Below are 17,702 nucleotides of genomic sequence, written 5' to 3' on the forward strand. Positions count from 1 at the left end.
TTAACATTTATATTAAATAAATATTTTATAATATCTTTACTACCAAGCGCTATAAAATATGAAGAATATAATATTAATCCTTTCCCTGTTTTTTTGTTACACCATTGTAGCCCAAAATGAAGCTTCAAACTGGTATTTTGGAAATAATGCAGGAATAAATTTTAATACAAATACCAATGCTGTGTCAGCATTAACTGATGGATTATTAGTTACAGAGGAAGGCTGTACTAGTATATCAGATAGTGATGGCAATTTGTTGTTTTATACTAACGGTGAAAATGTATATACCAGTCAGCATACAATTATGCCAAATGGAACAGGTTTATTTGGAAATCAATCAAGCACACAATCTGCTATAATAGTACCAAAACCGGAATCAACGACTATTTTTTATATTTTTACTCAGGATACAAATTTCCAATCTAATCCTGACAATGGTTTCAACTACTCTGTTGTAGATATGTCCTTAAATGGCGGTTTAGGCGCGGTGACCTTAAAAAATCAATTTTTACTTAATAAAGCTTCAGAAAAATTAAGCGCCATATTAAAAGATTGTCAATCTCAAAACATATGGGTTGTTACCTATGCTGATGATGATGCACGTACAAACGCAAATGCTGTTGACAATAATAACAATACATTTTATGCTTTTGAAGTCAGTGCTGCATCGGGCGTAAATTTAACTCCTGTTGTTTCTACTTTACCATTTACTATTTCAGAAAGAAGAGGTTATCTTAAGTTTTCCCCTGATGGTACTAAATTAGCTTGTGCTAATGTTGCGGATGGGCTTTACCTTTTTGATTTTGATAAGGCAACGGGAATAGTTAGTAATCCACAACAAATTAATACCCAATTCTCACCGACCAACAAACCTCAATCCCCATACGGAGTAGAGTTTTCTCCTAATAATCAAATATTATATGTTTCGACTTATTTTGAAACACTGTCAGAAGATTTCACCAACCCAAGCGCACAATATGGTGCATTACTTCAGTATAATTTAACAGCACCTAACATAAGTCTTACAGAGCAAGTTTTAGACCAAAGAGTTATGTACAGAAGTGCATTACAGTTAGGTCCCGATCTTAAAATATATCGCTCTTTGAGTGCTACTTATGACCAAGGAACACCTTATTTAAGTGTTATAAATAACCCTAATAGTGTCATCGCACCAAACTACCAACATCAAGCCATAGATTTAAATGGACGAAGCTCTAGACAAGGTTTACCGCCTTTTATAGCCTCTTTTTTCTCTGAAAAAATAGATATAATACCAACAGATGCTTCAAATAGTATTGATTTACCACTATGCACAGGTGATAACTACACCTTAATTGCAGAAGATATCCCAGGAGCAGTTTACACATGGACCGTAGACGGAATAGAAATACCAACACCCACGATTGTAAATGAACTGTTAATTTCAGAAAATGGTAATTATGAGGTTTTAATAGAAATAAATAATATTGATTGCGACAAAAAAGAAGGTCAAGCTATTGTTACATATTTTGATATCCCGGTGGCTACACAACCTGATGATATAATTATTTGTGAATATGATAATGATAATGATTTAATAGCAATATTCAATCTATCCTCTCAAAACGACGCTATTATAGATAATCAAAATTTAGGATTTTATGATGTGCAGTATTACGCATCACAATTAGATGCAGATTTAGATCAAAACGCACTAATGAGCCCATATAGTAACACAAATCCTCAAGAAACTATATTTGCGAGAATTTCTAATATTAATAATCCTAATTGTTACGATACTACAAGTTTTACTATTTCTGTTTTTAACACACCAATAATTAATAGTTTACAAGACTACACCGCTTGTGACGATATGACTGATGGAGACGACAGCAATGGTCAAACCACACTAAATTTAGCAGATTTTAATGATCAGGTATATAACAATCAAAGCGTATTAACATATGCTATTTCGTATCATATTTCTCAGGCAGATGCCGATATAAATAGTAACCCTCTGCCAAACAATTATTATAATACAACACCAGTAAATCAAACGCTTTTTGTTAGACTAGAAAATATTGACAATCCAACCTGTTTTAATACAGGAAGTTTTGAAATTACAATCAATCCTGTCCCTATTGCATTGGATGTAATACTTTTTCAATGTGATCAAGATGGTATTGCAGATGGATTAACCACCTTTAATCTTAACGAAAGCATACCTGAAATTACCAACAACATTTCAAATACCTCAACAGCTTTTTATAATAATATGTCCGATGCTATAGCAGAAACTAATGCCATAGACGGAAGCGCTTACAATAACAACTCAAGTCCTCAAACAGTTTATACCGTAGTGACAGACAACACTACTAATTGCAAGTCTATTGCCACATTAACTTTAGATGTTAGCGTCACACAAACTAATAACTTTATAGCGCCACCTGTATGTGATGAGCTAGAATCAGAAGATGGTATTAACACGTTTAATTTAGACGTCTTTTCAACCGAAATATTAAATGGGCTTCCTAATGATCTTACAATTAATTACTACGAAACATATAACGATGCTTTAATTGAAATTAATTCACTACCAATTACATATACCAATACAACACCATACAGTCAAGTTATTTACGCCAGAGCAGAAAACAATAATGCTTGTTACGGTATTAATGAAGTCTTATTAACCATTAACCCGTTACCTGAATTGTCTGAAGACGAAACTGTTTTTTATTGTTTAAATGAATTTCCTGAGACTATAGAATTATCAGCTTCAAACCCAACCAACAATAGCTATAGTTATAATTGGTCTACAAATGAAACTACAGCAACAATTGAAATAAATGCTGCAGGAACATACACCGTAACAGCAAGTACCGCAGAAGGATGCGAAAAAACAAAAACGATTATAGTAGAAGCTTCAAACATAGCAACCATTGAAAATATTGAGGTCATTGATGGTAACATAACCAATAACGTTGTTACTATTATTGCATCAGGAGAAGGTGATTATACTTTTGAATTAATAGATGCCGAAAACCTATCGTCAGGCTTTCAATCTAGTAATATATTCAGTAATGTTAAACCTGGAATTTATTCAGTAAACGTAAAAGATATAAAAAATAACTGCGGAACAATTGACCAACTATTTTCTGTAGTAGGCTTTCCGCTTTTCTTTACGCCAAACAACGATGGTCAAAACGATTATTGGCAAGTCTATGGCGTTTCAAGTCAATTTCAACCTAATTCTGTCATTCAAATTTTTGATAGATATGGTAAATTACTAAAACAATTTACACCTAATAGCAAAGGTTGGGATGGTACTTTTAATGGTCTACCTTTACCAACAAATGACTATTGGTTTACTGTAAAACTTCAAGACGGAAGGCTTTACAAAAACCACTTTACTTTAAAAAGATAATTTGAAATCACTTAATAAAACCCTATTTCTTGTTTGTTTATTTATCTACTCTTTTGGATACTCGCAACAACCAACAGATTGTATTGATGCCATCACGGTGTGTGGAAACTCTAACGTTAGCTTAGATGTTAACGGTATTGGTACACAAGAATTATCAGGAAGCAATATTTGCTCTAGTCAAGAAACCAATAGTATATGGCTAAAAGTAACCACAGTAAATAGTGGAACTTTAGCATTTACACTTACACCAGACAGTAATGCTATAACAGAAGATTATGATTTTTTTATTTTTGGACCAAACGTGTCCTGTGGTAATATAGGTCAAGCAATAAGATGCTCCACCACCAACCCACAAGCAGCCAATCAAGGCAATAACTTAACAGGATTAAGCGCTACAGCTTCAGATACAGCGGAAGGTCCTGGAGTAGATGGTAATAGTTTTGTAAGCGCCATTAATGTTAGCGCAGGAGACTCTTATTATATTGTCATAGATAGACCTGTTGGTAACAGTCCATTTAGTATTGATTGGACTGGAACTGCACAATTTTCAGAACCACCAACTAGCGCTGCTTTTAACGCTAATCAAATTGCAATTGAAAACTGTGACCTAACAAGTCCGTTTGATGACGGTATTACATCATTTAATTTAGAAGAAAACACACCTACAATTATAGGTGGTCAAAATAATGTAACGATTACCTATCACGAAACAGAAAGTGATGCCAATATAAATACAAACGCATTACTAAGTCCATATACCAACTTGACTAATCCACAAACCATCTATAGCAGATTAACCAATACAATAACTAATTGCTATACTATTGTTCCGTTTGAATTAATCATAGGCACTGGTCCCGCAATAAATGCACCTTCAGATTATCAAGTTTGCGATGACGCTTCGGACGGTAGCAATACCAATGGTCAATCTTTTTTTTATTTACCTAATAAAAACACTGAAATTGGCGGTGCAAATACTTCTGATTTTACTTTTTCATACCATCCAACAACTATAGATGCATCTAATAACACAAATGTTTTAGCGGATAACTATTATAATACGACTCCCGATGTACAGACTGTTTTTGTTAGAGTAGAAAACGTATCAAATCCAGGTTGTGTATCTACAATAGCATTAAATTTAATAGTAAATGAAGCTATAATTACCAATGACAGTGCTCTGTTTCAATGTGATGAAGATGGTTCAATTGATGGGTTTACAATTTTTAATTTAGACGAAGCATTTGATGACCTAACAGCAGGATTTACTGATAGAAACATTGTTTTTTACCCAGATGCAATTTCGGCTTTAAGCCAAACAAATGCCATAAATAGTTTAGGGTATAGCAACATTAGCAATCCGCAAACTATTACCGCTGTTGTAACTAACCCAAACACCAACTGTTTTGCAACTGCGACTTTAACTTTAGAAGTCAGCACAACATCAATTAGTAATTATGATGCAGCTTCTGTTTGTGACGACGCAGATTCTGAAGATGGTTTAAACACCTTTAATTTAAGCGATTTTTCCATAGATATATTAATTGGTCTCCCTGCAGATTTAAACATTAACTATTACGAAAATTATAACGATGCGCTTTTAGAACAAAACCAACTATCAAATAACTACACTAATACAGTGCCGTATAATCAAACTATTTACGTTAGAGTTGAAGACAACAATGCTTGTTACGGGATAAACGAAGTAACTTTAACCATCATACCATTACCTCAAATTGAAGACGATCAAACATTGTTTTATTGTTTAAATAACTATCCTGAAACTATAAACTTAACTGCAGGAAATACTGATGATATTTTAAATAATTATACCTATAGTTGGAATACAAGCGAAACAACAACTAGTATAGATGTTAATACTATTGATAGTTATACTGTTACAGTCACTAATAGCTTAGGGTGCTCCAAGGTCAAAACTATAACCGTAAACCCTTCTAACATTGCAACTATTAATGATATTTTGGTTGTTGATAGCACTATAGATGAAAACCAAGTCACGGTGCTAACCTCTGGAGAAGGTGACTATGAATTTGAACTTATAGATTTTTTAGGAGAAAGCACAGGCTTCCAAGACAGTAATGTATTTAATAATATCTCTCCAGGATTTTATACCGTTAATGTTAAAGATATAAAAAACGATTGTGGGACTGTTAACCAACAACTATCCGTAATTGGCTTTCCTTTATTTTTTACACCTAATAATGATGGCGAAAATGATTTTTGGCAAATTTATGGTGCCTCCAATCAGGTTCAGCCAAATTCAACCATTCAAATTTTTGATAGATATGGAAAACTATTAAAAGAATTTACTGCATTAAACACAGGTTGGGACGGTACTTTTAATGGCTTACAAATGCCAACAAATGATTATTGGTTTATTGTTAAGCTAGAAGATGGTCGAGTTTATAAAAACCACTTTACTTTAAAACGATAATATGTTGTATTTTTAAGGAACCCCAAGTACCAATGAAACAATTGTATTTTGCTTTTTTATGTTTACTACTTTGCTTTAAACAAGCACATGCGCAAGATATTACACTATTTCAACAATTTAATGGTAGATATGATTACACCGCCATTGGGAACACTTTAAATCAAGCAGAAAACAACTTATCACAAAGTTTTTGCGAGATCCTTCCCTCCTCTCAAGCAACCTTAAACTTACCCACAAATACTAGCATTACCGCTGCCTATTTATTTTGGTCTGGTTCTGGACCGGGAGATACCACGGTTACATTAAATACAACTACCATAGTCGCAGAGGACACGTACACTGTAAACTATAATGCTGGAACAACCAATCAACTAACTTATTTTGCTAGTTACGCCGATGTTACCGGTCAAATTATTACAGAAGGTGATGGAACTTACGTATTTTCCGACTTAGACATTACTGATGTATTAGCCAACACACCTGGATACTGCGAAAACAGAACAAATTATGCTGGTTGGAGTTTATACGTGATATACCAAGACGATACGCTGCCTTTAAATCAAATCAATCTTTTTTTAGGTTTAGAAATTATAAATGGAGACGTACAAGACAAAACAATAGTCCTAGAAAACATAAACGTTTTGGACAATAATAATGCTAAAATAGGTTTTTTAGCTTGGGAAGGCGATAATGCTTTAAATTATGGAGAATCCCTATCTATTAACGGAAACACCTTATCTAATCCTCCACTAAATTTAGCAGATAATGCCTTTAATGGCACCAATAGTTTTACTAATGCTACTGATTTTTATAACGTCGATTTAGACGTTTATAACATTGAAAACAATATTCAAATTGGCGATACCGAAGTAACAATTAACCTAACAACTGGAGCAACGGACACTAACGGAATCTTTAGAGCTGATTTAATAATTATAAATAATATAATTACAGTACTAAATAGTCAATTACCCGATGCTACCATAATGGTCAATACCTATAATGTTAGTTGTGCAAGTAGATTAGTCACTATAGACTACACTGTTTTTAACACTAATAGTACAGATATATTACCGGCTAACACGCCAATTGCTTTTTTTATTGACACCCTATTAGTCGCACAAAGTCAAACTACTAATGACATACCAATTGATGGTAATGAAACCAGTCAAATTACAATCCAAATTCCGGATAACGTTCCGGATAATTTTAATATCCAACTTGCAATAGATAACAACGGAAACAACGAAGGGATAATAACTGAAACTAACGAGGAAAATAATACAACTAATCAGGCCATAACATTAATAGCATTTCCAGAAACTATTATTATAGATTCTCTTTTAGAATGTAATCAAGGTTATAATAGTGCCATTTTTGATTTAACGCAAGCGTTATCACAAATCAATCAAAGTCAATATTCTAATTTTCTGTTTTACAAAACGCTTGATGATATAACAAGTAACACCGCTATTACCAATCCAAATAACTACATAGCTAATACTACACCGCAAAACATTTTTATAAAAGCAGAAACAGACCAATGCTTTGACATATACACGTTTCAGTTAGTAACCCAAAACTGTCCACCTTACATACCTCAAGGATTTTCTCCTAATCAAGATTCAATAAACGATTATTTTAATATTCAAGGTTTGTATTCCATATTTGAAAATCACGACCTTTTAATCTACAATCGTTATGGTACTTTAGTTTTTAAAGGAAATGATAATACCAAATGGTATGGTCAAATAAATCAAGGGTTAACTAACCATGGAAAAACCGTTCCCGTCGGTACTTATTTTTATGTTCTTCACCTCAAAGACCCGAATTATCCTACAAAAACAGGCTGGGTTTACGTAAACTATTAAAAGACAATAATTTAGTTAAAACTTTTAATCGATATAATTTGTATTTAATCGATAAATAGTCTAATTTTGTACTTTAAACGATGAAATACGACGTTTATCGTGGTTCCCAAAACCGAAAAACAGATGAAACTTAACCTAAAACACCCGATTATTGCTATTATCGGCTTACTAACCACGGTTGGTTATGCTCAGCAAGTATCTATTAACGACTCTTTTTCTGCCCAACAATTGGTGGAAAACAATTTAGTACAAGGCTGCGTAGAAGTTACAAATATTACTTCTACCATAAACGGAACCGTAGATGGTTTTTCTAGCTTTGGTTATTTTGAAAGCGCTAGTTCTGACTTCCCTTTTGAAAATGGAATCGTGTTATCTACCGGACAAGCAAATTCTGGAGGTAATACCCTAAATACAAACCCTTTAAATGAAGGCTCAACAAATTGGTCCACAGATCCAGATTTAGAAGCAGCTTTAGGCATAACAAATACATTAAATGCAACTTCTATTGATTTTGATTTTATATCAAGTTCTAGTACCGTACAATTTAATTACATACTAGCATCTGAAGAGTATTTTGCTGAATACCCTTGTTTATACTCTGACGGATTTGCATTTCTTATTCGCGAAGCTGGTAGTGGTAATCCATATCAAAATATAGCAATTGTTCCAGGTACAAATACACCTGTAAATACAAATACAATACATGATGAAATAGTTGGTTTTTGCCCAGAAGAAAACAGTCAATATTTTGAAGGTTATAATGTAGGAGACACTAATTTTAATGGTCGTACCGCAGTATTAAGTGCTTCGGCAAGTATTACACCTAATGTACAATACCATATTAAATTAGTTATTGCGGATCAAACCGACCGTAATTTTGATTCTGCTGTATTTATTGAAGGTAATAGCTTTACGGATAGTGTTAATCTTGGAGAAGATATAAATACATGTGATGCTTCTGTAACCTTAAATGCTAACACAAATAATCCTGATGCTACTTATGTTTGGTCTTTAAACGATACAATAATCACTGGACAAACTAATAGCACACTATTAGTAACTACAGACGGGAATTATAAAGTAGAAATTACAGTACCTTTAAACATGGACACCTGTACTTTTGAAGATGCAGTTACCATAGCACTTAACACTATCCAAGATGGACCAACAATAACAGATATTGAAATTTGTGATGACGCTTCAAATGATGGTCAAGCAACTTTTGATTTAACACCGAAAGTTTCAGAAATAGAATCAGCATTACCAAATGCAACGTACACTACAACATTTCATACTACACAATTACAAGCTGAAGATAACACTAATGCAATTTCAACTTTTGTAAGTTCTAACCCTGAGCAAATCATATATTACAGAGCAGAAAACACAGCTAGCGGTTGTGTTTATATCGATGCTTTTGATTTAATATTACATCCCTTTTTGACCATAACGGACCCAACACTTTTACAAGTGTGTTCTAACGGAAGTTCTGGAGTAAATTTAACTGTGAAGGATGAAGAAATAACTAATGCTAATTCTAATTACACTGTAAATTACCACTACAATCTTACGGATGCTCAAAATATACAGAACACTATTGACTCGCCTTATGTCCCTGCTAGTAATGCAGAAACACTATTTGTTAGTGTTTTGGACATGACAACAGGTTGCAGTACAACAACAACTTTGGATGTACAGATAAATTTTAATCCCGCAATAAATCCAGACCGCCAATTATTAGATGCTTGTGAGCAAGCAGGAACGGGTTACGACACGTTTGATTTAACCACTAATATTAACGATGTTTTACAAGGTATTACAGGCGTTACTGTAACTTATCACGAAACTCCAGAGGATGCTTTTAGCGCAACAAATGCAATTACTAATCCTACTAACTTTCCAAACTCTCAAGAATTTATTCAAACGGTTTACATACGTGTAGAAGATGATACAACAGGATGTGCCTCTGTAGTTCCATTAGAATTACACACCTTTTTATTAGAATCTGCGACACAAATCACAGATTATTATGAGTGTGATGTCGTACCAAACGACGGTATTGTAGACTTTAATTTGCGTCAAGTGGCAATTGCCATAATTAACGGTTTAGAAAATGTAACATTAGATTTTTATGAAACTGAAGAAGACTTAATTGCTAACATCAATGCTATAAATCAGAATGTAGAGTATGTTGTAAATGATGCCCCTCACACCTTATTTATTGCATTAAATAGCGATTCGTGTTCACACAATTCTTCAATTCAATTAATTATAAATGATGGTATCGAAATTCAGGCATTAACTACACAAAACTACTGTGACAATAATAGCGATGGTTTTACAAGTATAGATTTATTTTCTTTTAATGATTATGTCACTACAGGGATAACAGATGGTGCTACTTCGTATTTTGAAACACAAGCAGACGCCGATGCAAATAATAACCCATTACCACCATTTTATAGCAATACAACTAATCCTGTAACGGTTTATGCACGTGTACAAAATCAAAATGGTTGTGCTGCAACCTCAGCTTTGACAATTCAAGTATTACCTGCACCAGAAAGCGCTAACCCAGAAAACATTACTATTTGTGATACTGATCAAGATGGATTTACAATTATTGATTTAACTTCAAGAATCCCGTTAATGGTTACTGATACAACTAACAGAACGTTTACGTTTCACAGTTCTCAATCAGATGCAAATAATAATACTAACCCAATAACTAATCCTACTAACTACGATGCCAATACACAAATAGTATTTTGCAGAATAGAAAACACAACTACAGGCTGTTTTTCTGTAGAAAACTTTATAATTTACGTCAACACATTACCCGTATTTACTAATATTAGCACTTTAATTAGTTGTGAAACGGATGGTAATCAAATTGGCGAATTCCTTTTTTCCGATAAAGATTCAGAAATATTAAATGGTCAATTAGGTAAAGATGTACTTTATTTTACTTCTCAAGCTGATGCTGACTCAGGAGATAATCCAATAGATAAAGATGCTATTTATGAAAACACAAGTAATCCTCAAACTATATATGTTCGTGTTCAAAATGTAACAGATGTTGATTGTTATGGCACCGCTTCGTTTCAAATAGAAGTGGGATCAAATCCAATCTATAATGCACCAACCGATGTATATGTTTGTGACGATGTTAGTAATGATGGCTTTAGTACTTTCGATTTAACAGAAATAACAACCCAAATAACACAAGGGTCTCCAGAATCTTTAAGTGTTACTTATCACTTAACTTTAGAAGATGCAGAAGCACAAATCAATCCACTACCTGATAGTTTTACAACAACAGTAAACCCACAAGAGGTTTTTGTAACGGTAGATAACGGAACTTTTTGTAAAGGTATTGTCAGCTTTGAATTTGATGTTATTGCAGTCCCTTTAACTAATAGCGCTAGTGCGTTGCATGTTTGTGATGATAATACAGATGGACTTTCTGTCTTTGACTTAACACTTTCAGAAATTGAAGTCCTTTCCATAAGACAAGATAATACTGAGGTGGCTTACTTTATGTCCTCGGAAGATTTAGAACAAGGCATTAATCCAATAAGTAACCCAACAAATTTTGCTAATACTGTAAATCCACAAATCGTATTTATTAGAGTATTAAATACCATTTCTAATTGTTATGCTGAAATTCCTTTAGAATTAATTGTAGACATACCTCCAATTATTACACCAAATGTGACAGTAGACATCTGTGAAAACGCTTCATTAATTTGTAACTTAAATGACATCACACCAGAATTAGTTGACACAGCACAACCAATTGATGCGAGATATTACACCTCGCAAATCGATGCAGAAACGGAACAAAATCAATTAGATACTAATTACAATTATACTATTGGTAATCAAACCTTATTTATCAGAGCAAATTATACTAGTAGCCCGTGTTATAATATTGGTTCATTTATTTTAACTGCAACCCCAACACCTACTATTGGAAATTTACAAGACTTAGAAACTTGTGACGATGATTATGATACGTTTGCCATGTTTGATTTAAGCCAACAAACTAATATTGTTTTAGGTAGTCAAAGCGCAACTAATTTTACAGTATCTTATTTTACCTCTCAAAATGATGCTGACAATAATACTAATGCGATTAGTGATCTTAATGTAGACTCTGAGAATAATACATCATATTTTGTAAGAATACAAAATAACGCTGTTGGTTGCTATAATACTTCAAGTTTCTCTACAATAGTTAACAGAAAACCAGAACTAGACATTCCAAACCAAGTACTTTGTTTAGACAATTTACCTTTATTAGTATCTGCAGAAACTAATGTGCCAACAGATACCTATTCTTGGTCAACTAACAATACTAATAGCTATATTGAAGTAACAACAACAGGAACCTATTCCGTAACAGTAACAACAGCATCAGGTTGTACAACCTCAACAACATTTACAGTATCAGAGTCTGAAGCTGCGACTATTGATTTTACAGAAACCGTAGACTTTTCTGACCCTAACAATGTGACCGTAGAAATTTCAGGAATTGGGGATTACTTGTATCAATTTGATAATGAAGAACCACAAGAATCTAACTTTTTTAACAACGTGCCACTAGGTCCGCATAACATTACGGTAATAGACTTAAACGGATGTAACTCCACCACAAAAGAGATTGTAATTATTGACGCTCCTAAATTTGTAACACCAAATGGCGATGGATATTTTGATACTTGGCATATAACAGGAGTTAATCAACTTTCTGGTACGATAGTAAACATTTACGACCGTTATGGTAAGTTACTAAAAACACTAACCCACAACTCTCAAGGTTGGAATGGAAGATATAACGGTAATTTAATGCCTGCAAATGACTATTGGTTTGTGGCAGACGTAAAAAAGGGAGCTATTGAGTTTCAGGTCAAAGGTCATTTTTCATTAAGGCTTTAACAGTTATTCTCTTTATTAGAAAAGACATTCTCATTACCTTTGCTTACCACTAAAAACAGGTATGCAAAAAGTAATTATTTTTATTCTAATGTTGTCTACAGCTTTTGTGTCTGCACAAAATGTTGTCACAGATTCTCAAACGTATTCTGCACAGCAATTAATAGAGGATATTTTAATAGATAGTAATTGTATTACCAATGTACAAGTCACTAATATTATCGGTGGTAATTTTGGAACTACAGATAAAAGCTATGGATATTTTGATGCTTCGGGTACAACGTTTCCTTTTCAAAGTGGGATTGTATTAAGTACAGGACGTCTTAATAATGTAAACGGTCCTAACACAACTTTAAGTGATGATAATGCCACAAATTGGTTAGGTGATTCTGATTTAGAAACCGCTTTAAACGAGAATAATACTACTAATGCTACCGTTATAGAGTTTCAGTTTACTGCAACGACCACGCAAATTAGCTTCAACTATATTTTTGCTTCAGAAGAGTATCAAGAAGGTAATTCTAACACGTGTCAATATTCGGATTTATTTGGTTTTTTAATTCGCGAAAGCGGACAATTAGACTATCAAAATATCGCGTTAGTACCAGAAACACAAACACCTGTAAAAGTAACCACTGTACATCCTGCAATACCTGGTGGTTGTCCTGCCGAAAATCAATTTTACTTTGGAAGTTGGAATAATACCACCTCTCCAATTAATTTTAATGGTCAAACAAAAGTACTATCCGCAAATGCTATCACAACGCCTAACACGACCTATCAGGTTAAATTAGTGATCGCTGACGAACAGAATTACAGATATGATTCGGCAGTTTTTTTAGAAGCCGGTAGCTTTGAGCTAACCACAGATTTGGGCCCTAACTTATTAAGTGATACTAATAACGCATTATGCCCTAATAGTTCTGTAACATTAGATGCGTTTCAGTCAGGAAATAATACTTACGCTTGGTTTAAAGACAACATACTATTAACCTCAGAAAATAATGCAACACTAATCGCTCAAGAGTCTGGCGTGTATAATGTCGAAGTTACTTTAGAAAACGGATGCATAAGTTACGGTCAGCTTATTATAGAGCAGCAAGCCCCCTTAAACGTATCTAACACCACGCTTTTACAATGTGATTTAGATCCTGATGGCATTACCTATTTTAATTTACTAGAAGCCAATATTGCAATAACAAATGGGGATAACAGCTTGTCTATAGATGGTTATTACACGTCTCAAACAGATGCAGAACAGCAAATTAATACCATTACTAATCCTGACAACTATCAAAATACGACTACAAATCAAATCATTTTTGCAGTTATCACAAGTAATCAGTCTAGCTGTACAACATTATCAGAAATAACATTAAGCACTGCTAACAACACACTACCAACATATACGGTTGAAACTTGTGATGATACTGTTATTGATGGTTACTCTACATTCAATTTAAACACTATTGTTACACAAATACAAACAGAAGTACCAACTAATGCGACAATAACTTTTTATAGTACTCTAGATAACGCTTTCGCGGAAAGCAATCCGTTGCCAATTAATTTTGAAAACACACAACAAGACACGCAAACCATTATTGTACGTGTAAAAACAGACACTAACGATTGCTATGCGCTAACCGAAGTCCAATTAGATGTTTTAAATACACCTATGATATTAGCTAATGAAAACATAAGCTATTGTCCGGATAATTACCCTGAAAACATCACTTTAGAAGGGGGTGTTTTAAATGACGCACCTAGCAATTACAACTATCAATGGTTACTAAACGGAGTAGACATTAATCTTAATACAGCTTCAATTAACGTCAACCAAACGGGGACGTATACTGTTGTAATTTCAAATCCAAATGGTTGCTCAAACACAAGAGATATTACTGTAACTAACGCTCAAGTGCCAATTATAGAAAACATTGACGTTTCAGAACAAACAACTAACAATACTATTACTGTAAACCTAAGTAATACGGGCAGTTTTGAATATAGTTTAGACAACGTTAGTTTTCAAAATTCTAATCAATTTTTAAATATCCCTGCCGGAATACATACTGTTTATGTACAAGAATCTAATGGATGCGGATTGACACAGCAAACTATTGCTATCTTAGGTTTTCCAAAATATTTCACACCAAATGGAGACATTTATAACCAATATTGGAAACCTGTAGGTATAACTCCAGATTTTAACGCCAATTTAGACATTAAAATATTTGACCGTTATGGCAAGCTGCTTTATGTAATAACTCCTGAAGCTCAAGGTTGGGATGGTACTCTAAATGGCCACCCCTTGCCTACAAGTGACTATTGGTATCAATTACAACTTAAAGATGGTGTTGTTGTAAAAGGCCATTTTACTTTAAAGCGCTAAAACCTTTAACCTTCCTTTAAAGAAATAACTGCGTATTATTCTGTAATTTTGTCATATGAAATTCAAAATACATTCAGACTTTAAACCTACCGGTGATCAGCCTTCAGCTATTAAGCAATTAGTGACTGGTTTGGACAATAAAGACAAGTACCAAACCTTATTAGGTGTTACTGGTTCTGGTAAAACTTTTACAGTCGCTAATGTTATTGAGGAGACCCAAAGACCAACGCTGGTATTGGCTCACAACAAAACATTGGCTGCACAATTGTATTCTGAATTTAAACAGTTTTTTCCAGAGAATGCGGTTGAATATTTTGTGTCTTACTATGACTACTACCAACCGGAAGCTTACATACCAACCTCAGGAGTTTATATAGAAAAAGATTTATCTATAAACGAAGAGATCGAGAAAATGCGTTTAAGCACAACCTCTTCCCTATTGTCAGGTCGTCGTGATGTTATTGTTATCGCGTCTGTGTCTTGTTTGTATGGTATTGGAAATCCTGTCGAGTTTCAGAAAAATGTAATTTCTATTGAGGTTGATCAACAAATTTCCCGTACTAAATTACTACATCAACTAGTACAAAGTTTGTATTCACGTACGGAAGCCGATTTTAAACATGGTAATTTCAGAATAAAAGGAGATACAGTAGATATTTTTCCTAGTTATGCGGATGATGCGTTTAGAGTACACTTTTTTGGAGATGAAATTGAAGAAATCGAATCTTTTAATATTCAAACCAACGAAATTGTAGAAAAGTATGATAGACTAACAATCTATCCTGCAAATATGTTTGTAACCTCTCCAGACATTCTGCAAAATGCTATAAAATCTATCCAAGACGATTTAGTAAAACAATATGATTATTTTAAAGAAATTGGTAAACATTTAGAAGCAAAACGTCTAAAGGAACGTACGGAATTTGATTTAGAAATGATACGCGAATTAGGGTATTGTTCTGGAATCGAAAATTACTCGCGTTACCTTGATGGTCGTGATCCAGGAACTAGACCATTCTGTTTGTTAGACTATTTTCCAGATGACTATTTAATGGTTGTGGATGAGAGTCACGTGACCATATCCCAAGTGCATGCCATGTATGGTGGTGACCGAAGCAGAAAAGAAAACTTAGTAGATTATGGTTTTAGATTACCTGCTGCCATGGACAACAGACCGTTAAAATTTGAAGAGTTTGAAGCCTTACAAAACCAAGTGGTTTATGTTAGTGCAACCCCTGCTGACTACGAATTACAAAAAACGGATGGTATTTATGTAGAACAAGTAATACGTCCTACAGGTTTATTAGATCCTATTATTGAAGTAAGACCTAGTCTAAATCAAATTGATGATTTAATTGAAGAAATCCAACAACGCATAGAAAAAGACGAACGTACTTTGGTAACAACGTTAACCAAGCGTATGGCAGAAGAGTTGACTAAATATTTAAGCCGAATTAATATCCGTGTAAATTATATACACAGTGATGTAGATACTTTAGAGCGTGTTCAAATCATGCAAGATTTACGTAAAGGTATTTATGATGTATTGGTTGGTGTAAACTTACTTCGTGAAGGTTTAGATTTACCTGAAGTCTCTTTGGTAGCTATTTTGGATGCGGATAAAGAAGGTTTTCTACGTTCGGCAAGATCATTAACTCAAACAGTAGGTCGTGCTGCACGTAACCTAAACGGAAAAGCAATTATGTATGCTGATAAGATTACTAAAAGTATGCAAAAAACTATTGATGAAACTGAGTACAGACGTGAAAAACAAATAGCTTACAATACCGCTAATAACCAAGCTCCAAAAGCTTTAAATAAAAGTTTAGACAGTGCATTAGGAAAAAACTCTGTAAGTACTTATAGTTATGAATTAGAGGCTGCAAGAGCTGCAGAACCTGAAAGCGAGTATCTGTCTAAAGGTGAATTAGAAAAGAAAATTAGAGAAAAACGTAAAACAATGGAAGCTGCTGCTAAAGCATTAGACTTTATTATTGCGGCTAAACTGCGTGACGAAATAAAAATGTATCAGGGTAAATTAGAAGACTTGAAAGTCTAATTATACTGTACCTTAAAAATATCTATCAAAACCTCCGCAGGGACCATCATATCAGGAAAACCTTCCATTAAATACAACACTCTAGTTATGGAGTCGTGACTTAATCCCATTCTAAGTCCATAATTGTACAACTTAGCTAATTCTGATTTGGTACGTTCTTGATCCACATGCATCAGCAATACCATTCTATGGAATTGTACTATACGTTCGCTATGAGATTTAAGTGGTCTACGATTTACGGGATGGTTAATTAAATAGTCAAAATCTTCTCTTGAAACATCTAATTGCTGCGCTACTGACAATAAAAAGGTATACTCTACCATTTTTAATCTGTCATCACTTTTTGCAAAAGCGATCATCTCTGATAATAGGCTTAATTTCTCTACTCTTTTAGGCATAACTCTGGGGATAAATAATACTTTATAAAGTTAGGAATAAAACCTAATTTATAATCGTTGAAAATTAGTCGCTTATCGAAAAAATGAGCGTTATACAACGCTATTTTAGCTGCCTCTATCCTAAATAGATTTATTAAAAAAGAAACTAGTGAGATTTTAATCTTATTTTTCTACGCTTTA

Annotated in this window: 7 protein-coding genes; 6 read left to right on the forward strand and 1 reads right to left on the reverse strand. The window is 33.7% G+C overall.

Annotated features, from left to right (window positions below; all coding sequences use genetic code 11):
* The first annotated feature begins 58 nt into the window (after positions 1 to 58).
* From ACZ2G2_RS01695 to uvrB, 6 genes are all read left to right on the forward strand, one after another.
* Entirely contained in the window at positions 59 to 3,406 is a 3,348-nt protein-coding gene (locus ACZ2G2_RS01695) for a T9SS type B sorting domain-containing protein (protein WP_470393671.1), read from the forward strand.
* Position 3,407: 1 nt separating this feature from the next.
* Positions 3,408 to 5,861, forward strand: coding sequence for a T9SS type B sorting domain-containing protein (locus tag ACZ2G2_RS01700; protein WP_470393673.1), 2,454 nt, complete (start codon positions 3,408 to 3,410; stop codon positions 5,859 to 5,861).
* Between the two features lie 32 nt (positions 5,862 to 5,893).
* Complete coding sequence (locus ACZ2G2_RS01705) at positions 5,894 to 7,732, forward strand: T9SS type B sorting domain-containing protein (protein ID WP_470393675.1); 1,839 nt, start codon at positions 5,894 to 5,896, stop codon at positions 7,730 to 7,732.
* Positions 7,733 to 7,855: 123 nt separating this feature from the next.
* The gene (locus ACZ2G2_RS01710; RefSeq protein ID WP_470393676.1) at positions 7,856 to 12,673 is read left to right on the forward strand and encodes a choice-of-anchor L domain-containing protein; all 4,818 of its coding nucleotides are present in this window, start codon (positions 7,856 to 7,858) and stop codon (positions 12,671 to 12,673) included.
* 61 nt (positions 12,674 to 12,734) lie between these two features.
* Positions 12,735 to 15,065, forward strand: coding sequence for a choice-of-anchor L domain-containing protein (locus tag ACZ2G2_RS01715; RefSeq protein ID WP_470393678.1), 2,331 nt, complete (start codon positions 12,735 to 12,737; stop codon positions 15,063 to 15,065).
* Positions 15,066 to 15,120: 55 nt separating this feature from the next.
* On the forward strand, positions 15,121 to 17,124 hold the full coding sequence (gene uvrB / locus ACZ2G2_RS01720) for an excinuclease ABC subunit UvrB (RefSeq protein ID WP_470393680.1): 2,004 nt from the start codon (positions 15,121 to 15,123) through the stop codon (positions 17,122 to 17,124).
* Here uvrB and ACZ2G2_RS01725 read toward each other — a convergent pair.
* Positions 17,121 to 17,522, reverse strand: coding sequence for a hypothetical protein (locus ACZ2G2_RS01725; RefSeq protein ID WP_101203082.1), 402 nt, complete (start codon positions 17,520 to 17,522; stop codon positions 17,121 to 17,123). The two genes, uvrB and ACZ2G2_RS01725, sit on opposite strands and share 4 nt — an antisense overlap.
* Positions 17,523 to 17,702 lie beyond the last annotated feature (180 nt).

It is taken from the genome of Olleya sp. KKT75 (assembly GCF_055635485.1).